At 54.2% G+C, this 18,802-nt stretch carries 19 protein-coding genes and 2 tRNA genes; 10 read left to right on the top strand and 11 right to left on the bottom strand.

Annotation, left to right across the window (positions count from 1 at the left end; all coding sequences use genetic code 11):
* Nucleotides 1–15: 15 nt before the first annotated feature.
* Nucleotides 16–369, top strand: a complete 354-nt coding sequence (locus G163CM_RS15775) for a DUF4156 domain-containing protein (RefSeq protein ID WP_015966237.1) — start codon at nucleotides 16–18, stop codon at nucleotides 367–369.
* Nucleotides 370–424: 55 nt separating this feature from the next.
* On the opposite strand, the gene yjeJ is transcribed toward G163CM_RS15775, so the two are convergent.
* The gene (gene yjeJ, locus G163CM_RS15770; protein WP_231825585.1) at nucleotides 425–1,282 is read right to left on the bottom strand and encodes a YjeJ family protein; all 858 of its coding nucleotides are present in this window, start codon (nucleotides 1,280–1,282) and stop codon (nucleotides 425–427) included.
* Between the two features lie 203 nt (nucleotides 1,283–1,485).
* Nucleotides 1,486–2,514, bottom strand: coding sequence for an EF-P beta-lysylation protein EpmB (epmB, locus tag G163CM_RS15765; RefSeq protein WP_231825584.1), 1,029 nt, complete (start codon nucleotides 2,512–2,514; stop codon nucleotides 1,486–1,488).
* A 40-nt stretch (nucleotides 2,515–2,554) separates the two neighbouring features.
* Between epmB and efp the strand changes: the two genes are divergently transcribed.
* The 4 genes from efp to sugE all read left to right on the top strand — a co-directional run bounded on the left by efp (nucleotide 2,555) and on the right by sugE (nucleotide 4,047).
* Entirely contained in the window at nucleotides 2,555–3,121 is a 567-nt protein-coding gene (efp, locus tag G163CM_RS15760; protein WP_007372714.1) for an elongation factor P, read from the top strand.
* Nucleotides 3,122–3,188: 67 nt separating this feature from the next.
* Nucleotides 3,189–3,320, top strand: coding sequence for an entericidin A/B family lipoprotein (locus G163CM_RS15755; protein WP_041686332.1), 132 nt, complete (start codon nucleotides 3,189–3,191; stop codon nucleotides 3,318–3,320).
* Nucleotides 3,321–3,425: 105 nt separating this feature from the next.
* Nucleotides 3,426–3,572, top strand: coding sequence for a lipoprotein toxin entericidin B (gene ecnB, locus G163CM_RS15750; RefSeq protein WP_231825583.1), 147 nt, complete (start codon nucleotides 3,426–3,428; stop codon nucleotides 3,570–3,572).
* A gap of 157 nt (nucleotides 3,573–3,729) precedes the next feature.
* Nucleotides 3,730–4,047 carry a quaternary ammonium compound efflux SMR transporter SugE gene (gene sugE, locus G163CM_RS15745; RefSeq protein ID WP_231825582.1) on the top strand — a complete coding sequence of 106 codons (318 nt, stop codon included), beginning with the start codon at nucleotides 3,730–3,732 and terminating at the stop codon, nucleotides 4,045–4,047.
* Here sugE and G163CM_RS15740 read toward each other — a convergent pair.
* The 6 genes from G163CM_RS15740 to frdA form a co-directional block, all read right to left on the bottom strand.
* Nucleotides 4,044–4,574 carry a lipocalin family protein gene (locus tag G163CM_RS15740; protein ID WP_231825581.1) on the bottom strand — a complete coding sequence of 177 codons (531 nt, stop codon included), beginning with the start codon at nucleotides 4,572–4,574 and terminating at the stop codon, nucleotides 4,044–4,046. The two genes, sugE and G163CM_RS15740, sit on opposite strands and share 4 nt — an antisense overlap.
* Before the next feature lie 88 nt (nucleotides 4,575–4,662).
* A complete protein-coding gene (gene ampC / locus G163CM_RS15735) occupies nucleotides 4,663–5,805 on the bottom strand; it encodes a CMY2/MIR/ACT/EC family class C beta-lactamase (protein WP_231825580.1) in 1,143 nt (380 codons plus the stop codon).
* Between the two features lie 60 nt (nucleotides 5,806–5,865).
* Nucleotides 5,866–6,225 (bottom strand): fumarate reductase subunit FrdD, encoded by a 360-nt coding sequence (gene frdD / locus G163CM_RS15730; protein WP_015966229.1) that lies wholly within the window; start codon nucleotides 6,223–6,225, stop codon nucleotides 5,866–5,868.
* Between the two features lie 10 nt (nucleotides 6,226–6,235).
* Nucleotides 6,236–6,631, bottom strand: a complete 396-nt coding sequence (gene frdC / locus G163CM_RS15725) for a fumarate reductase subunit FrdC (protein WP_231825579.1) — start codon at nucleotides 6,629–6,631, stop codon at nucleotides 6,236–6,238.
* Nucleotides 6,632–6,641: 10 nt separating this feature from the next.
* Nucleotides 6,642–7,376, bottom strand: coding sequence for a fumarate reductase iron-sulfur protein (gene frdB, locus G163CM_RS15720; RefSeq protein WP_231825578.1), 735 nt, complete (start codon nucleotides 7,374–7,376; stop codon nucleotides 6,642–6,644).
* Entirely contained in the window at nucleotides 7,369–9,159 is a 1,791-nt protein-coding gene (frdA, locus tag G163CM_RS15715; protein WP_015966226.1) for a fumarate reductase (quinol) flavoprotein subunit, read from the bottom strand. Before frdA ends, frdB begins: the two co-directional genes overlap by 8 nt.
* A gap of 328 nt (nucleotides 9,160–9,487) precedes the next feature.
* On the opposite strand from frdA, the gene epmA reads away from it, so the two are divergent.
* Nucleotides 9,488–10,465, top strand: a complete 978-nt coding sequence (epmA, locus tag G163CM_RS15710) for an elongation factor P--(R)-beta-lysine ligase (protein WP_015966225.1) — start codon at nucleotides 9,488–9,490, stop codon at nucleotides 10,463–10,465.
* Between the two features lie 236 nt (nucleotides 10,466–10,701).
* Nucleotides 10,702–12,204: a glutamate/gamma-aminobutyrate family transporter YjeM gene (yjeM, locus tag G163CM_RS15705; protein ID WP_231825577.1), complete on the top strand. Its 1,503-nt coding sequence runs from the start codon at nucleotides 10,702–10,704 to the stop codon at nucleotides 12,202–12,204.
* 80 nt (nucleotides 12,205–12,284) lie between these two features.
* Here yjeM and mscM read toward each other — a convergent pair whose 3' ends face one another.
* The 3 genes from mscM to rsgA form a co-directional block, all read right to left on the bottom strand.
* Complete coding sequence (gene mscM / locus G163CM_RS15700; protein ID WP_231825576.1) at nucleotides 12,285–15,611, bottom strand: miniconductance mechanosensitive channel MscM; 3,327 nt, start codon at nucleotides 15,609–15,611, stop codon at nucleotides 12,285–12,287.
* A 20-nt stretch (nucleotides 15,612–15,631) separates the two neighbouring features.
* Nucleotides 15,632–16,594 (bottom strand): archaetidylserine decarboxylase, encoded by a 963-nt coding sequence (gene asd, locus G163CM_RS15695; RefSeq protein ID WP_015966222.1) that lies wholly within the window; start codon nucleotides 16,592–16,594, stop codon nucleotides 15,632–15,634.
* 117 nt (nucleotides 16,595–16,711) lie between these two features.
* Entirely contained in the window at nucleotides 16,712–17,767 is a 1,056-nt protein-coding gene (gene rsgA / locus G163CM_RS15690) for a small ribosomal subunit biogenesis GTPase RsgA (protein ID WP_041686331.1), read from the bottom strand.
* A 94-nt stretch (nucleotides 17,768–17,861) separates the two neighbouring features.
* Here rsgA and orn point away from each other — a divergent pair, with 94 nt between their 5' ends.
* From orn to G163CM_RS15675, 3 genes are all read left to right on the top strand, one after another.
* Entirely contained in the window at nucleotides 17,862–18,407 is a 546-nt protein-coding gene (gene orn, locus G163CM_RS15685; RefSeq protein WP_015966220.1) for an oligoribonuclease, read from the top strand.
* Nucleotides 18,408–18,589: 182 nt separating this feature from the next.
* Nucleotides 18,590–18,665, top strand: a tRNA-Gly gene (locus G163CM_RS15680).
* 37 nt (nucleotides 18,666–18,702) lie between these two features.
* Nucleotides 18,703–18,778: transfer RNA gene (locus G163CM_RS15675), tRNA-Gly, on the top strand.
* Nucleotides 18,779–18,802: the final 24 nt, after the last annotated feature.

The raw sequence follows: 18,802 nt of genomic DNA, 5'->3' as shown, positions 1-18,802 counted from the left end.
ATTGTGGGGAATAACATGCAGGTAAAATATTTAGCAGGGATCGTTGGCGCCGCGCTGCTGTTAGCTGGCTGTAGTTCCAGCAACGAATTAAGTGCGGGTGGGCAGAATGTTCGCTTCGTTGAAGATAAACCGGGCGCAGAATGCCAGCTGTTAGGTACGGCAACAGGTAAACAGGGGAACTGGCTTTCTGGTCAGACGGGCGAAGAGGGCGGCTCGATGCGCGGTGCGGCGAATGCGCTGCGTAACCACGCGGCAGAGATGGGCGGCAACGTGATTTACGGTGTCAGCAGCCCAACTCAGGGTATGCTTTCAAGTTTTGTGCCGACCGATACCGAAATGAACGGCCAGGTTTATAAGTGCCCGAACTGATTTCTCAGGGGCGCTAATTGTCGGATGGCGGCATTATCGCCGCCATCCGACGCCATCAGGCCGGTGTTTTCACCGACTGGACGCGTAAATGATACAACGCACGTAAACACTGCTCTTGTGTCAATTGTTGTCCGTTATTCGCAGCTAGCGTTCTGACATAGACCTGACACGGCGTACCGGCCAGTTTTTTCAGCCGTGGGCTGAAGTCGATTAAACGGCGAGAAATGGCCTGCGCTTCTTTACTGCCTGATGGTGTACGCGTTTTAACAATGCTGCCGCTAAAACACTCTTTGCCCTCTTTATCGGTAAAGCGATAGAGCACTGCCAGATAATGACTGAACAGATCGTGTTTCCACTGCGCCTGGTCGTAGAAGTCATATTCCAGACTGCCTTTTTCCTGACAATCGGCATCATACAGCGGCAGGAAGTCCAGCAGTGAAGAAATACGCAACGCCAGTTCTTTCATTCCCGCATTATTAATAGAATGAATAATTGCTTTGACCAGCAGGTCAATTTGCAATTCATTAATGGTCAGTTCGACGTTTTCGCCGCGATGCAGTTTTAGCGTAACGGTTAATTCATCTTTACCGTTTTTAGACAGTTCCAGCGCATCGACGCGGAAATTGACATCAGCATGGCGTAATTCTTCTTCCACAAGCGCGGGCACGTTTTCCAGCATCTTTTTACCGGCTTTTTCTCGCGCTTTCTCATACTTCTGCAATTCATCGCCTTGCAGCTGATGCAGCGCCGCAAGACGGCTTTCCAGGGCGATGAGGAGATCTCTGAGTACCAGCGCAGGGAAGAAAAAGAGAGACTCTTTGTTTTTTTGCTCTTTGATTTTTAAGGCTAATGCGACGAAGGCATTTCCCTGACGAATAACACCGGTATTAACGCTTTTAATATTCAATGCCATGTTGGTTCTCCATAACCATATATCTTGTAAATACTTAATCGGAAACTATAGATATATATTATTAATTAGGGTGATATCAGATGGTGAAGTAAAATATCACAGCTATGACTGATGTCCAGATAATCTCTGTGGAGCAACTATTATTATTTTAATAAATATATTAAAAGTGAATGATTGTGCCCTCATAATAGAGGGCAGCTAAATTAATGCTGGCGAAGCTGAAGATCCAGCGGCGTTTTGCTGGGCTCACCGCCAATTTCGCGCGCCAGTTTCGGCACCATATAACCGGAAATCAGCGTCAGCAACTCGCGCATAATCGCGCGCGCTTCGTCATCGCTCACCAGGAAGTGGGCTGCGCCCTGCACTTTATCGAGAACGTGAAGGTAGTAAGGCATCACTCCCGCATCGAAAAGCGCGTTACTGAGGTCAGCAAGCGTTTGAGCATCGTTGTTCACGCCGCGCAGCAGCACGCTCTGATTTAACAGTGTCACACCCGCCTGGCGTAAGCGCGTCATCGCCGCGCGGAATTCATCGTCTATCTCTCTGGCATGGTTGATGTGATTCACCAGCAGAATTTGCAGCCGACTTTGTGCGAAACGCGTAACCAGCGCATCGGTGATGCGTGCCGGTATAACGATTGGCAAACGACTGTGAATGCGCAGACGTTTAACATGCGGAAGGGCTTCAATGTGCGTTATCAACCACTCCAGCTCATGGTCTTTCGCCATCAACGGGTCGCCGCCGGAGAAAATAATTTCGTCCAGCTCAGGATGCTGCGCGATGTAGTCGAGCGCGGCCTGCCAGTTGCGTTTGTTGCCCTGATTTTCCGCATACGGAAAGTGGCGACGGAAGCAGTAACGGCAGTTTACCGCACAGCCTCCCTTCACCAGTAGCAACGCCCGGTTACGGTATTTATGCAGTAGCCCTGGCACCACGCTGTGCTGCTCTTCCAGCGGGTCGGTCGAGAAGCCTGGCGCGGAGATAAACTCGTCCTGCGCGGTTAAAACCTGGCGCAATAGCGGGTCATTTGGGTTACCTTTTTCCATCCGGGCGATAAACGCGCGGGGAACGCGAAGCGGGAAAAGACGCTTCGCTTCTCTTCCTGCGAGCAATTTTTCATCAGCGTCTACATTTAAAAGACGTAATAGTTCATCCGGATCGGTCACAACATCGGCAAGTTGCGATAACCAATCTTCTCTGGATGGGGTATTTAGGGTTACAATATGCGCCATTTTGTGGCTTAGCTACCATTTCACAATTTCAGAGGGCCTTATGGCGACTTACTATAGCAACGATTTTCGTGCTGGTCTTAAAATCATGTTGGACGGCGAACCGTACGCGGTTGAAGCCAGTGAATTCGTTAAACCAGGTAAAGGCCAGGCGTTCGCTCGCGTTAAACTGCGCCGCCTGCTGACCGGTACCCGTGTAGAAAAAACCTTCAAATCTACTGACTCCGCTGAAGGTGCTGACGTTGTCGATATGAACCTGACTTACCTGTACAACGACGGTGAGTTCTGGCACTTCATGAACAACGAAACCTTCGAACAGCTGTCTGCTGACGCAAAAGCGATTGGCGATAACGCTAAATGGCTGCTGGATCAGGCTGAATGCATCGTGACCCTGTGGAACGGTCAGCCTATCTCCGTGACTCCGCCGAACTTTGTTGAACTGGAAATCGTTGAAACCGATCCAGGCCTGAAAGGCGACACCGCAGGTACTGGCGGCAAGCCGGCGACTCTGTCCACTGGCGCAGTGGTGAAAGTTCCGCTGTTCGTCCAGATTGGCGAAGTCATCAAAGTGGATACTCGCTCTGGCGAATATGTATCCCGCGTGAAGTAATCCATGCTATAAATGGATGAATGAGGGCGCAGCACGGCGCTGCGCCTGATGATTTCAGGCAAGGATGATGACTCGTACCGTAAAAACACTTCTACTGCTGATTGTCGCCGGCGCATTGCTGAGCGGATGCAACACCGCCCGTGGTGTTGGTGAAGATATCAAAGATCTCGGTAGCATCATTTCCCACGCCGCCAGCTAATTTTCCAAAATTCCTAAATCGTCCTTCTTTTCCGTCGAAATGCGGGAATTTGTCTATGCTTAACAAGCTACATGCATAAAACATTGACCATTAAAGGACGACATGATGATTAAGAAAACAATTGCAGCGTTTTTTACCGTGGTAGTGCTTTCATCTGTGCTGACAGCGTGTAATACGACGCGTGGCGTTGGTGAGGATATTTCCGATGGCGGTAGCGCCATTTCTGGCGCAGCGACCAAAGCTCAGCAGTAATTATTCTTTCAACGGTACGGAGATTTCGCCGTACCGTTCCTTCCGTTTGCTCCGCGTATTGACGATTGATAAAATACCCTTTCATCTAGCCTTGCGGGACGACCCGTAAGCGCCTCATTTCATCGGGGACGGCCCCATTTCTCTGGAGCCTGTTGTTATGTCCTGGATTATTCTTCTTATTGCGGGTCTACTCGAAGTGGTGTGGGCCGTTGGCCTGAAATACACCCATGGATTCAGCCGCCTGACGCCAAGCGTTATCACCATTGCAGCAATGATTATCAGTATGGCGTTGCTTTCCTGGGCGATGAAAAGCCTGCCGGTCGGTACGGCTTATGCGGTCTGGACCGGCATTGGCGCAGTTGGCGCTGCCATTACCGGTATTCTCCTGCTGGGTGAATCAGCAAGCCCCATGCGTCTGGCGAGCCTGGGGCTGATTGTTGCGGGGATCATCGGCCTGAAACTCAGCACCCATTAATGGGGCTGTTTCACCCAAATGAGCTTACTGGCATCAAATCCCTGCCGGGTTGCGACGGCCAGCATCTGCTGTTTCATCTCATCTGAAATAGTCGGTGTGCGTGAGAGTATCCACAGGTAGTCGCGATCCGGCCCGCAAACCAATGCGTGGCGATACTCTTTATCGAGCGCAATCACGTTATAGCCACCGTAGAAGGGGCCGAAGAACGACACTTTTAGGGCCGCGCGGTTTGGATCGCCGGTGAAATAGGCTTTCCCCTCGGTTTTCTGCCACATGGCCCGATCCGGATTATAGCCTTTGTTTGTCACGTTCAGACCGCCGTCATCACGCAGACGATAGGTGGCGGTGACTTGTTCCAGCCCGCGTTCAAACCGGTGATCAAAGCGGGCAATTTCGTACCATGTGCCAAGGTAGCGAGTAGCATCAAATGGCGTCACAACGGTAACGCCTTTTGGCGGCGTCGGGGAGCTACAGGCAACCACCAAAAATGCGGCGGTGACGGCGGCGACAACGGGCAGGATGCGCATAAGAGTTTCCTTACTGGTTTTCTGTTAAGTGTAGATGACAGCAGGAAAATCGAGTGGGAACGGCCTGCCGAAACAGGCCAAAAATCACTTATTTCAGCGAATTCAGAATTTGATACGCGGCGGCTACGCGCGCAGGGTTGGGGTAGTTCTTGTTTGCCAGCATCACAATGCCGAGTTCTTGCTGCGGCACAAAGGCGACGTAGCTACCAAATCCGCCGGTTGCGCCGGTTTTATGCACCCATGATGCACTTACGGCGGGCGCAGGCGGCGTTATCGCTTTCGCTGGCAGCGCGGCGAGGGCGATTTTACTGTCGCTGCCGTTGACGATGGTGTCAGGGTTGACCGGCCAGTTCAGCATTTCCCAGCCTAATCCCTGATACATTTCGCCAATTTGCCAGTAGCGCGACTGCGCCAGTGAAATGCCCTGTCGCAGGGTTTTCTCTTTGATTTTGCTGGCGTTCATATTGAACTGCACCCAGTGCGCCATATCCTGAATACTGGATTTCACACCATAGGCTTCGGCATCCAGCTGGCCTGGTGAGACGTGCACGGCTTTCCCTTCGCGGTATCCCCAGGCGTAGTGTTTCTGTTCGGCGGGCGGGACGGTGACCCACGTCTGCGTAAGCTTGAGCGGCTGCAACACGCGTTCGGTCATGGCCTTCTCAAAGCTCAAACCGGACGGTTTCACCGCCATCGCGCCAAAAAGCCCAATGCTGGCGTTGGCATATAAACGATGCGTGCCCGGCGCCCATTCTGGCTGCCAGTTTTGATAATAGCGACGCAGTTCAGCATCGGTCGTCACGTCGTCCGGTACCTGTAGCGGTAAACCACCTGCGGTGTAAGTCGCGAGATGCAGCAGCGTAATGCCCTGCCACTGTTTCCCGGTGAGTTCTGGCCAGTATTTTGTCGCCGGGTCATTCAGGCTAATTTCCCCACGCGCGATAGCGTCGCCGCCCAGTACGCCGGTGAGGGTTTTACTGACTGAACCCAATTCGAACAGCGTCTGTTGCGTGACGGGCTGCTTTTTCGCGACGTCAGCGTCACCCCAGGTAAAGTAATACGGTTTGCCCTGATAGATGACCGCGACGGCCATGCCGGGAATAGCCTGCTCCTTAATGAGCGGCGTAATGGTGCGATTAACGATATCCGTTATCTGTTGTTCAGTGTAAGGGGCGGCAAGTGCGGTGCAGGAGGCGCCAAGCAGTAGCGCGCAGAGAGACGTTTTGAACATGACCAGGCTTCCATACAAAACGGCCCGCCAGTGGCGGGCCGGATTAACATTAGGACTTCATCAGATGGTGACGATACCAATCAGCGTCACAACCGTCAGAATAGCAGCCAGGCCGTAGAAAACCCACTTTCCGCTTGGAACGTGAATTTTCAGATCGTGCATCGCGTGGTGAATACGGTGTAAACCGCACCACAGCGGCAGCACAATCATCAGGAACAGAAACGCACGGCCAATAAAGCTTTGTGCAAAGGCCAGCACGCGCTCATAGCTCAGCGCATCGCCCGGATACAGCCCCAGCGGCAGCATGATGCCAACCAGCAGGACAATCACCGGCGCGACGATTGCGCCCCACATCCCGCCTGCGCCAAACAGGCCCCAGAATACCGGTTCGTCAGAACGTTTTGGATTTGGATTAATCACCCTGGCCTCCTTACCAGAATAGTGCCACAAACAGCACGACCACGGTGACGAGGATCGTCACCACCCAGAGCCCTTTGATAATTGGCTCCGGCCCCATTTTTGCGTCTTTCACAATAATATTGGCCGCTTTCGGCGCCAGCTCAAACCAGGTTTTGGTATGCAGCAGCGCGCCCGCGAGGGTAATCAGGTTAAGGATTACGACAATCGGGTTTTGCAGGAAGCTGACATAGTTTGCCCAGGACTCAGGCCCGTGCTTCAGCGAAAAAAGGCCGCAAATCAGCAAAATGCTGAACCAGACAACGGTTACCGCCGTTCCTTCACGCAGCATATAGAAGCGATAAAACGGCAGATTTTTCCACCAGGTGGACGGCATTGGCCGCACATAGGGTTTGCGTTTAGTCGTCATAATGCACTCCTTAGCGTGGTTTCAGGGTAGCAATAAGAAAGTCTTTCGAGCTTTCCACTTTACCCTGCTGAATGGCCGCTGCCGGGTCGACGTGTTTCGGGCACACTTCGGAACAGTAACCGACGAAGGTACAGGTCCAGACGCCATTCTGGCCGTTCAACTGCGTCATACGTTCTTTCTTCCCGTGATCGCGGCTGTCTTCGTTATAGCGGTGGGCGAGCGTAATCGCTGCCGGGCCGATAAACTCAGGGTTCAGGCCAAACTGCGGGCAGGCGGCGTAGCACAGGCCGCAGTTGATGCAGCCGGAGAACTGATGATACTTCGCCATCTGCGCAGGCGTCTGGTTGTTCGGACCCTGATCTGGCGTACGCGAGTTGCCGATGATGTACGGCTTAATCGCTTCCAGGCTTTCGATAAAGTGCGTCATATCGACAACCAGATCGCGCTCGATCGGGAAGTTGCCCAGCGCCTCAACCTTAATGCCTTTGGTGTAATCGCGCAGGAAGGTCTTACAGGCCAGCTTCGGCACCTTGTTGACCATCATGCCGCAGGAACCGCAGATCGCCATACGGCAGGACCAGCGGTAGCTGAGATCTGGCGCCAGGTTGTCTTTGATGTAGCCCAACGCATCCAGCAGCGAGGTGGTTTCATCATAAGGCACTTCATAGAATTCGCTGTGCGGCGCGGAGTCCACTTCCGGGTTGTAGCGCACCACTTCGATTTTCAGGTTATGCATCTCAGCCATTCGCTTTCTCCTTTTTATCGGCTGCTTCAGCTTCGCCACCGTAGACACGCTTGGCTGGCGGCAACGTTGTGATTTTCACATCGCTGTAGTCCAGACGCGTGGTGCCGTCGGCATCGCGGAAAGCAAGCGTATGCTTGAGGAAGTTGACGTCATCACGCTCGGTGCAGCCTTCGTCCAGACGCTGGTGCGCGCCGCGAGACTCTTTACGCGCCATTGCGGAGTGCGCCATACATTCGGCGACGTTCAGGCCGTGGCCCAGCTCAATGGTGTAGAGCAGGTCAGTGTTGAACACGCTGGAGGTATCGGTGATGCGCACGCGTTTGAAGCGTTCCTGCAACTCGGCCAGCTTATCGATGGTTTTCTGCATCAGTTCCGGCGTACGGTAGATACCGCAACCTTCTTCCATCGACAGACCCATTTCGTCGCGGATCTTCGACCAGTTTTCGCTACCTTCCTGATTAACCAGTGCTTTCAGGCGGCTTTCAACGTCAGCAACCTGAGCGTCCAGCGCGGCGCTGTTGGCTTCGCCAGCGGTTGCGGCGCGTTCCATTGCCTGTTCGCCCGCCATGCGGCCAAAGACCACCAGTTCAGCCAGCGAGTTGGAACCCAGACGGTTTGCGCCATGCAGGCCAACGGAGGAACATTCGCCCACCGCAAACAGCCCTTTGATGCGGGTTTCACACTGCTGATCGGTTTCGATACCGCCCATGGTGTAGTGCGCGGTCGGACGAACCGGAATCGGTTCTTTCACCGGGTCGACGCCCACGTACGCTTTCGCCAGTTCGCAGATGAACGGCAGACGTTCCAGCAGTTTTTTCTCGCCCAGATGACGCAGATCGAGGTAAACCACATCGCCGCGCGGCGTGGAGATGGTGTTGCCTTTACGCCACTCGTGCCAGAAAGCCTGAGAAACTTTGTCGCGCGGACCCAGTTCCATATATTTGTTTTTCGGCTCGCCCAGCGGGGTTTCCGGGCCCATGCCGTAATCCTGCAGATAACGATAGCCGTTTTTGTTGACCAGAATACCGCCTTCACCACGGCAGCCTTCTGTCATCAGGATGCCAGAGCCCGGCAGGCCGGTTGGGTGATACTGAACGAATTCCATATCACGCAGCGGAATACCGTGGCTGAGCGCCATGCCCATACCATCACCGGTGACGATGCCGCCGTTGGTGTTGTAGCGATACACACGGCCTGCGCCGCCGGTCGCCATCACCACCGCGTTGGCGCGGATCTGCACCAGCGTGCCTTCCATCATATTCATCGCCACCAGGCCGCGAGCCTGACCGTCATCGACCAGGATGTCGAGGACGAAATGTTCATCGAAGCGTTGAATTTGCGGGAATTGCAGAGAGGTCTGGAAGAGGGTGTGAAGCATGTGGAAGCCGGTCTTATCGGCGGCGAACCACGTACGTTCAATTTTCATTCCCCCGAAGCGGCGCACGTTGACGCTACCGTCCGGACGACGGCTCCACGGGCAGCCCCATTGCTCAAGCTGGGTCATCTCTGTCGGGCAGTGATGGACGAAGTAGTCCACGACATCCTGTTCACAGAGCCAGTCCCCACCGGCGACGGTGTCGTGAAAATGGTATTCAAAGCTATCGTGATCCTGCGCGACGGCAGCGGAGCCACCTTCAGCCGCAACGGTATGGCTGCGCATCGGATAAACTTTTGAGATTAAAGCTATTTTGGCGTTTGGATTAGCTTGCGCCGCGGCGATGGCTGCTCGTAGACCAGCTCCGCCAGCACCTATAATGGCAAGATCGGCTTGAAAGGTTTGCACGACATTCCTCCAGATTATTGTTATTCCGCACCAGCTCTAAGCAAAGGTAGTTCACCTGATTACGACTCGCTATGGCGGAAACGTTTCCACTGCTCCTTTATGGGTAAAGCAGTATACCCGTAGAAATCCGAGGGAAATTTGATGTGTTCGATTATTTTTGAGTCTGATAACCCCTAATCATCACTAATTTTGATTAATTTAATTACTAAACTACCCCTGGCTACTCCCTTGCGCCAACTGACCCGGCTAATAATTTCCGCACAAAATTTGTCTCGCTGACAGGTTACGAGTAGACTTCGTGCCCTTGTTTGAATCTGGAGAAAAAACCATGAGCGAGACGGCAACCTGGCAGCCGAGCGCATCCATCCCCAACCTGTTAAAACGCGCGGCTGTTATGACGGAGATTCGTCGTTTCTTTGCTGACCGCGGCGTGCTTGAGGTGGAAACGCCCTGTATGAGCCAGGCAACGGTAACCGATGTGCATCTGGTACCGTTTGAGACTCGCTTTGTGGGCCCTGGCCATTCTCAGGGTGTGAATCTCTATCTGATGACCAGCCCGGAATACCACATGAAGCGTCTGCTGGCGGCAGGCTGTGGCCCGGTATTCCAGTTGTGCAGAAGCTTCCGCAATGAAGAAATGGGGCGTCATCACAACCCGGAATTCACCATGCTGGAATGGTATCGTCCGCATTTTGATATGTACCGACTCATCAACGAGGTGGATGATTTACTGCAACAGGTTCTGGAGTGCCAGCCGGCGGAAAGCCTCTCTTATCAGCAGGCGTTCCAGCGTCATCTGGAAATTGATCCACTCTCAGCGGACAAAACGCTGCTGCGTGAAGTAGCCGCGAAGCTGGATCTCAGCAACGTCGCCGATGAAGAAGAGGACAGAGATACTCTGTTACAGCTGCTGTTCGCTTTCGGCGTAGAGCCGCACATCGGTAAAGATCGACCGACCTTTGTTTACCACTTCCCGGCAAGCCAGGCGTCGCTGGCGCAAATCAGCGCGGAAGACCACCGTGTGGCGGAACGTTTCGAGGTCTATTTCAAAGGCATGGAGCTGGCGAACGGTTTCCATGAACTGACCGACGCGCGTGAACAGCAGCAGCGTTTCGAGCAGGATAACCGCAAGCGCGCCGCGCGCGGCCTGCCGCAGCAGCCTATCGATCAGAACCTGCTGGACGCCTTAGCCGCCGGTCTGCCTGATTGCTCCGGCGTGGCGCTGGGCGTCGATCGTCTGGTGATGCTGGCGCTGGATGCGGAGCAGATTGCCGACGTTATCGCCTTTACGGTCGATCGCGCCTGACATCTTCGCGCGGCTATGCTTGATGAAATATAGCCGCGCGTTATTTAAATAAATCGTAATATTCACGTCACTTAGTTAATATAACTGCCTCACCTCTTTTTTACAGTCTTTCATTCGCTATCCGCCAATATTGTCACAATAATAATCTGGTTTTTTGTTATTATCCGCGCTTTCGTCCCTGCCAGTCGGCGTAGGGATAACGTTATTTGCGTTATGACTCTTTTTGGAACGGCAAGATGAACCAGTCTCTAAAAAAGATGAGCCTCACCGGGCTTATTCTGATGATCTTTACGTCGGTGTTTGGCTTCGCCAATAGCCCGTCGGCATTCTATTTAATGGGCTACAGCGCCGCGCCTTTCTATATTCTCTCGGCACTCTTCTTCTTTATCCCTTTCGCGTTAATGATGGCGGAGATGGGCTCTGCGTACCGTAAAGAAGAGGGCGGTATCTACTCGTGGATGAATAACAGCGTAGGGCCGCGCTTCGCGTTTATTGGCACCTTTATGTGGTTCTCGTCCTATGTCGTCTGGATGGTGAGCACCGCAGCGAAAGTATGGGTGCCGTTTTCCACCTTTTTGTGTGGCTCGGATCAAACGCAGGTGTGGTCCTTCGCTGGCTTAACGCCCACGCAGGCCGTCGGCATTCTGGCGGTATGCTGGATGCTGCTGGTAACGTTTGTGGCTTCGCGTGGGATCAATAAAATCGCCAAAATCACCGCTGTCGGCGGGATTTCGGTAATGTGCCTGAACCTGGTCTTGCTGGTGGTAAGCATCACGATACTGGCGCTGAACGGCGGCAACTTTGCCGAGCCGGTTAACTTTGTCGCCTCGCCAAACCCGGGTTATCAGTCTGGCCTGGCGATGCTGTCGTTTGTGGTCTTTGCCATCTTTGCCTACGGTGGCATTGAAGCGGTCGGCGGGCTGGTGGATAAAACCGAAAACCCGGAGAAGAACTTTGCGAAAGGCATTATCTTCGCGGCGATCGTTATCTCCATCGGTTACGCGCTGGCGATCGTTCTGTGGGGCGTGAGTACCAACTGGCAGGCGGTACTGAGCAACCGTGCCACCAACCTTGGTAATATTACTTACGTGCTGATGCATAGCCTGGGCGAAACGCTGGGGCATGCGCTGGGCTTATCGCCTGATGCAACGACCTCGCTTGGCGTATGGTTTGCGCGTATTACCGGTCTGTCGATGTTCCTCGCGTATACCGGTGCGTTCTTCACCCTGATCTACTCGCCGCTGAAAGCCATTGTGCAGGGCACGCCAAAAGCGCTGTGGCCAACCTCCGTCACGCGCCTGAACGCGAGCGGTATGCCGGAAACCGCGATGTGGGCGCAGTGTGGCCTGGTGTGTCTGTTTATTCTGCTGGTGTCGTTTGGCGGCGATACGGCTTCTGCGTTTTATAACAAACTAACGCTGATGGCGAATGTCTCAATGACGCTGCCCTATCTTTTCCTGGCGCTGGCATTCCCGTTCTTCAAAGCGAAAACCGACCTGGAAAGGCCGTTTGTTATCTTTAAAACGCGTGCTTCTGCGCTGGTTGCCACTACGGTCGTGGTGCTTATCGTGTCGTTTGCCAACATCTTCACCGTCATCCAACCAGTGATTGAAGCGAATGACTGGAGCAGCGCCCTGTGGATGATTGGCGGGCCAATCTTCTTCTCGCTGATGGCGATGGGGATATACGAGAACTATCGCCGCCGGACAGCGAGCGCGCCGGAGCTGGCGATAGAGTAATCAAAAGGATCGGTAGGCCTGATAAGCGAAGCGCATCAGGCAATGGCGGGGAGCGTGATGCTGGCCCGCCCTACCGACTGCTACAAACTCCCCGCCTTACGTCCGCGCCCTGCGGACGTTAACGTTCTTCCCGCAGGGGTTTTATTGCCACCCAGGCTTTCCAGACGCATCTGGAACGGTGGGAACGGCATATCGATACCGTGTTCGCGGAAGCCCGCCAGAATCAACTGGTGGATTTCGTGGCGTAGCGGCATTCGGTGACCCATCTCCGCGGCATAAATACGCAGTTCGAAGATTTGAATCCCCTGTTGCAGGTCGACCAGGAAGGCTTCCGGGGCCGGATTATCAATCACCAGCGAGCAGCGCTGCGCGGCGGTCAGCAGGATCTGCGTGACTTCTTCGCTGTCGGCGTCAGACGGCGCCGGAATGCTCAACACTACGCGGGTTACCGAGTCGGACAGCGACCAGTTAATAAACTGCTCGGTGATAAAGGCCTTATTCGGCACGATAATCTCTTTGCGGTCCCAGTCGCTGATGGTGGTGGCGCGGGTGTTGATTTTGGTGACGCTCCCGGTTAAATCGCGAATGGTGACCGTATCGCCGATTCGAATCGGTTTTTCGAACAGGATGATCAGGCCAGAGATAAAGTTGGCGAAAATCTCCTGTAAACCAAAACCTAACCCGACACCCAATGCTGCAACCAGCCACTGTAATTTCGACCACTCAATACCAATCATCGAGAAGCCAATCAGCCCGCCAAACAGCATCAACAGATACTTGGTGATGGTGGTGATGGCGTAGCCGGTGCCAGGCGTCAGATTGAGATGCTGGAGCAGCGCCAGTTCCAGCAGTGCGGGCAGATTGCGCACCAGTTGTGTAGTGATGATAAACACCAGAATCGCAATCAGCACCGCGCCAAGCGTAATCGGCTCAATACTTTCCACGCCCTGCACGGTCGAGGAGACATCCCACAGCGAGATATTTTCCAGGAAGCCGAAAGCAGAGTGAATTTCCGACCACAGTACAATCACCGAAACTAATGCAATGAGCATCAGAATTGAGCGCACCAGCCGCAGTGACTGGGCGCTGATGGTGTCGAGATCGACTTCGCTGACTTCGGCTTCTACCGAACCTTCCAGGCTGGTGGAGTGGGTCTCTTCTTCGCCTCTGGCGCGGTTAGCCAGCATCTCTGCGCGTCGATGCTTGGCGCGGTCAAACGCCAGACGGCGACGCTGAATAAGCATCCAGCGGCGGATAACGTGATAAATCACCAGTAACAGGAACCAGATGGCGACCGAGGTTTCCAGACGCGCCAGCAATGCCTGTGATGTTGCCAGATAACCGACGGCTGCCGCGAGAATTGCGACCATTGGCGCACCGGAAAGCAGGTTCCACAGCAGACGGTTTACCATGTTATCGCCATCGCCCTCTTTATCGAGCCAGAGGGGAATGCCCGCACGTTTCAGGCTGAGCGTGACCACCGCCAGCGCGCCGCAAATCAGGATGAAGCACAGCCTGCCTAATGAGGCTGAAAACTCGCGATCGTTGAGATTATCGAACATGATCAGCGCCATAATCAGCGGCACGATAAGCCCGATACTCATCAGATAGTAACGCATCGCCCGCAGCACGCGGTTGCGCGGCCAGCCGAAGTGCACGATGAACAAGCCATTTGGACGGGCAAAGGCGGCGCAGATCATCACCACCCACAGCAGCGGCACGGTGGCGGTTACCCCGTCGCCAATCGCCACGGCAAGCGGATAAGGCCAGGCCTCCTGAAGGCCATAACCCAGCGTCGCCCACAGGACGGGCAGGGGAGACGCCACCAGAATCGACCAGAAAACGGTACGCATGGTCAGCCAGAAATGATCCTGAGTGACTTTGCCAACGCGCGCGCTGGAACGCTCCAGAAAACGGGTAAAGTGTTTGCGCGAACTGATACTGAAGCCCACCAGAATCAGCGCCGCAAAGAGCGGTAGCAGCGTCTGCTTGCTGGTGAGCATCATCGCCGTGGCTTTACCTAGCTGGCTGAAGGTATCCAGTGAGATTAAGCGGCGCAGATCCTGCACCACTTCCAGCGGCCAGCTGAAGTCCATAGGCCGCACGTCTGAGGTCCAGAACAGATAGCGGTGGGTGGCTTCATTCACCTCTTTTAACGCGTCTTCCAGTTGGCTGTTGGAAACTTTCAGCTTGGTAAGCTCCAGAATCAGCGTGTCGCCACCCTGCAACAGCGAGTTGAGGAGTTCACGCTGTGTACGAAGCTGTGCTTCCAGAATACGATTTTGCTCGGCGGTAAGCGGCTTGCCATCGGCCTGCTGGATCTGGCGCAGTTGCGGCTGCTTATTGAGTAAATCTTCATAGCGCAGACGATGCACGCGCAGCTGAGCCATTTCGGTATCAAGCTGCTGGGGCTTGGGCATTTCCGGCAGGCGAGCAACCTGCGCGCGTAACGCTTCGCCTAATAGATTAGAGGAACCCAACCATTGCGACTGTTCGCGCAGCGTGTTCAGCGCCTGACGAACCTGCAAGGTTTGACCCGTTGCCTGACGCTGCTGCGAGGCCACCAGATCCATACGCTGCGCCTGTTGATTCAGCGCCTGAGAAAGCTCACGGTTATCTTTGAACTGATTAACAATACCGGCGGGCAGATTCGCGCTGTTTTCGGCAAGCAGTTCGGTGCTTTCCAGCGCCCGTTCGGCTTCGCGCTGGCGCTGGCTGTTGAGCTGATTGCGTAGCGCCTGAAGATACGCATCCAGCTGTTCGCCCTGTTTCTGCGCCAGCTCGGATCGCATGCGTGACAGCTCCTGGCGATTGTTCGCCGAAAGCTGTGCCAGTTCCAGTTCATCAACCAGCGCCTTCAGGCGTGCGGAATCGGCCTGTAACGCCAGGTTTTGCGCCTGCGCCTGCGGTGTGTTGGCCGTTTGCGTGCCGACGCGGCGCTCCACTTCATTCAACTGGCGACGGGCATCGGTTTGCTGCTGCGGCAGCTGATTGAGGGAGTCGGCGATTTCCCGCGCGCGTTCCTGCTCCTGCTGCGCCAGGCGGCTTTTTTCCAGTAGCTGGCTGCTGACCTGAAGGATTTCCTGGCTTAGCGCATCAGCGCTCATACCTTCTGGAACCTCGCGCGGCTCTTCGCGCAGGTTATTCAGTTGGGAGCGTAATGTTTGGGAAAGTTTAGGAAAGTTGTCGATCACATGCTGATACTGCGTGGCGCGCTCAAGAGAGCCTTTTCGCTCCTCAAGCGCGTTCAGCGCACCCTGCAAGGTTTCAACGGTTTCGGGCTGGGCTGGTTTGGCGGATTTAGCCTGCTCCAGCTCCTGCGCTATCTGTTTGCTGTCGGGGGCCGTCGCTGCGTACGCCCCCAGGCTGAGGCACCAGGCCATCAGGAAAGTGATAATCAGGCGCACGTCAGAACCCTTTTTTGAAGTTAGCTTTCGTCTTTCTTATCGTCGACCAGCGGGCTGGCTTCAATTTCAGCCGCCACTTCTTCCTCTGGCAGGACTTCCGGCTCTGGAACGACAACGGCTTCGGTTGAGACTGCCAGTGGTTGGCCCAGCTTCGTCACAGAGAGGCTTTTCAGCTCTTCAATTAGCTGCACTTTGCCCGGCGCGAAGAGGTTGATGACCGTGGAGCCCAGTTTGAAGCGGCCCATCTCCTGGCCTTTCAGCAGAGCAACGGAACCTTCGCTGTCGCCTGCCGGCCAGGTCCAGCGTTTGATCACGCCTTCACGCGGCGGTGTGATCGTACCTGCCCATACGGTTTCGATACTGCCAACAATGGTCGCACCGACCAGAATCTGTGCCATCGGGCCAAATTCGGTGTCGAACAGGCAAATAACGCGTTCGTTACGGGCAAACAGGTTAGGTACGTTCTGCGCGGTCAGGTGGTTCACGGAGAAGAGATCGCCCGGCACGTAGATCATTTCGCGCAGGATACCGTTGCACGGCATATGGACGCGGTGATAGTCACGCGGCGACAGGTAGGTAGTGGCAAAAGTCCCGTTGCGGAAAAGATCTGCCATCAGGTAGTTGCCTGCCAGCAGGGCTTCCAGCGAGTAATCGTGGCCTTTAGCCTGCAAAATTTTGTCTTCTTCGATACGGCCTAACTGACTGATTACACCGTCGGCAGGCATCACCAGCACGTTCGGGTCGGTATTGAGCGGGCGCACATCGTCACGCAGCGGGCGCACAAAGAAATCGTTGAAGGTGCGATAGCTGGCGGTATCTGGTTTCTGCGCCTCTTGCATATCGACCTTGTAGTATTTCACAAACAGATCGATAACCAGTTTGGTCAGCCATCCTGCTCGCTTGCTCGCACCCCAGCCTGCGAGGCGGGTAAGCCACAGTTTAGGCAGAATGTATTGCAGTGAAAGTTTAAGATCGTTTAACAAAGTAGCCTCCAGGCCATGATGTGTCGTTCCTGAACCCGCATCATGTGCGGGTCCCAAAAGAAAAGGTGGCGATTTTAACGACGCACGCGATAAATGTCAGTCGCTAAAGCATAATTCTCAGTTATCACCATCAGAAAAGTTTTTACGCGTTTTTACCTGCGACATACTTTCCAGGATGCGGTGATAATTTTCGAATCGCGTCTCGGCAATTTTACCTTCTTCAACGGCTTCGCGGATGGCGCAACCGGGATCGGTGTCATGTTTGCAGTCGCGGTATTTGCACAAACCCAGATAATCATGGAATTCGACAAAGCCGTTGGTGATTTGTTCCGCCTCAAGATGCCAGAGGCCAAATTCCCGAACGCCAGGGGAATCAATCACATCGCCGCCATGCGGGAAGTGATACAGGCGTGCGGCGGTCGTGGTGTGCTGGCCTAAACCGGAGTTATCGGAAACATCATTGGTGAGGATCCGCTCTTCGTTAAGCCCCAGCAATGCATTCAGCAGGCTCGATTTACCCACACCAGACTGCCCGGCAAAAATACTGATACGGTCGGTCAACGCCTCTTCCAGCGGTTTCAAACCATCCTGTGTATGGCTGGATACCATCAGCACGCGATAGCCAATGTTGCGGTAGATATCCATCTGCTCATTCACGAAAGCCATGCTTTCGTCATCCAGCAGATCGATTTTGTTCAGCACGATAATCGGTTCGACGTCCAGCGTTTCGCAGGCAACGAGATAACGGTCGATAATATTCAGCGACAGTTCCGGCAGAATGGCCGAGACGATAACGATTTGGTCGATATTGGCGGCAATCGGTTTTACGCCGTCGTAAAAGTCCGGGCGCGTCAGCACCGAGGTACGCTCATGTACCGCTTCTACGATGCCTTTAACGTTCACGCCTTCGGCTGCCGCTTTTCCCGGACGCCAGACAACGCGATCGCCGGTAACCAGCGAACGAATGGTGCGGCGGATGTTGCAGCGGTGCGTCTCGCCGTCGGCGGATTCAACGTCAGCATGCATGCCAAAACGGCTGATAACGGTGCCTTCAGCGGTTTCACCAAACAGATTGTCATCGTAGTCGGGCTTCTCCGCAGTCGTTTTAAGACGGCGCTGGTGGTTAGCCGACACGCGACGCTGCTGACCTTTGGAGAGTTTATTTTTACTCAATCGTACAGACTCCTGGTCGCCCATAATGGGCAAAAGTTCTATGATACACGCTATTTTTGATGAATATAGTCACGCGATAAGGGTGGAAAATAACATGAGTGCAGATGAAAACAACCTGATTTGGATCGATCTGGAGATGACCGGTCTCGATCCCGAGCGCGATCGCATTATCGAAATCGCCACCCTGGTAACTGATGCGAATCTGAACATTCTGGCTGAAGGCCCGACGATTGCGGTGCATCAGTCGGATGAGCAACTGGCGCTGATGGATGAGTGGAACGTGCGCACGCATACCGGCAGCGGGCTGGTCGAACGCGTGAAAGCAAGCCGCATTGACGACCGCGCGGCGGAGCTTGCCACGCTTGAGTTCCTCAAGCAGTGGGTTCCGGAAGGGAAATCGCCAATTTGCGGTAACAGCATCGGCCAGGACCGTCGTTTCCTGTTCAAGTATATGCCGGAACTGGAATCCTACTTCCACTATCGCTACCTGGACGTGAGCACGCTCAAAGAGCTGGCGCGTCGCTGGAAGCCGGAAATTCTCGACGGCTTTAAGAAGCAGGGCACCCACCAGGCAATGGACGATATCCGTGAGTCAGTGGCTGAACTGGCCTACTATCGCGAAAACTTTATTAAGCTCTGATTCTCGTCTTTGCCGGATGGCGCTTGCCATTCGGCGTAAAAAGCACCAGGATGATGAATTATTCAGCACTTGAACGATATTTCAAAAAAAACGCTTCAGGGGGGGTTGCAGCAAAAAGGATTTCTCGTATAATGCGCCTCCCGTAACGACAGAGAAATCGTTGTTACGACAGCAACAAATTTGCGGGAATAGCTCAGTTGGTAGAGCACGACCTTGCCAAGGTCGGGGTCGCGAGTTCGAGTCTCGTTTCCCGCTCCAAAATTTGAAAGATGCTTTCTAAGCATGCACCACCCAAGCGGGAATAGCTCAGTTGGTAGAGCACGACCTTGCCAAGGTCGGGGTCGCGAGTTCGAGTCTCGTTTCCCGCTCCAAAATTTGAAAAGTGCTTTCTAAGC

This window comes from Pseudocitrobacter corydidari, assembly GCF_021172065.1.
Taxonomy (GTDB): domain Bacteria; phylum Pseudomonadota; class Gammaproteobacteria; order Enterobacterales; family Enterobacteriaceae; genus Pseudocitrobacter; species Pseudocitrobacter corydidari.
Note: the sequence above shows the minus strand (reverse complement) of the source record. Positions and strands in the feature narration are given on the sequence as shown.

Bases quoted from the DNA above. Each gene is read 5' to 3' on its own strand.
- G163CM_RS15775 (WP_015966237.1), top strand. From the start codon at position 16: ATGCAGGTAAAATATTTAGCAGGGATCGTTGGCGCCGCGCTGCTGTTA.
- yjeJ (WP_231825585.1), bottom strand. From the start codon at position 1,282: ATGGCATTGAATATTAAAAGCGTTAATACCGGTGTTATTCGTCAGGGA.
- epmB (WP_231825584.1), bottom strand. From the start codon at position 2,514: ATGGCGCATATTGTAACCCTAAATACCCCATCCAGAGAAGATTGGTTA.
- efp (WP_007372714.1), top strand. From the start codon at position 2,555: ATGGCGACTTACTATAGCAACGATTTTCGTGCTGGTCTTAAAATCATG.
- G163CM_RS15755 (WP_041686332.1), top strand. From the start codon at position 3,189: ATGACTCGTACCGTAAAAACACTTCTACTGCTGATTGTCGCCGGCGCA.
- ecnB (WP_231825583.1), top strand. From the start codon at position 3,426: ATGATTAAGAAAACAATTGCAGCGTTTTTTACCGTGGTAGTGCTTTCA.
- sugE (WP_231825582.1), top strand. From the start codon at position 3,730: ATGTCCTGGATTATTCTTCTTATTGCGGGTCTACTCGAAGTGGTGTGG.
- G163CM_RS15740 (WP_231825581.1), bottom strand. From the start codon at position 4,574: ATGCGCATCCTGCCCGTTGTCGCCGCCGTCACCGCCGCATTTTTGGTG.
- ampC (WP_231825580.1), bottom strand. From the start codon at position 5,805: ATGTTCAAAACGTCTCTCTGCGCGCTACTGCTTGGCGCCTCCTGCACC.
- frdC (WP_231825579.1), bottom strand. From the start codon at position 6,631: ATGACGACTAAACGCAAACCCTATGTGCGGCCAATGCCGTCCACCTGG.
- frdB (WP_231825578.1), bottom strand. From the start codon at position 7,376: ATGGCTGAGATGCATAACCTGAAAATCGAAGTGGTGCGCTACAACCCG.
- epmA (WP_015966225.1), top strand. From the start codon at position 9,488: ATGAGCGAGACGGCAACCTGGCAGCCGAGCGCATCCATCCCCAACCTG.
- yjeM (WP_231825577.1), top strand. From the start codon at position 10,702: ATGAACCAGTCTCTAAAAAAGATGAGCCTCACCGGGCTTATTCTGATG.
- orn (WP_015966220.1), top strand. From the start codon at position 17,862: ATGAGTGCAGATGAAAACAACCTGATTTGGATCGATCTGGAGATGACC.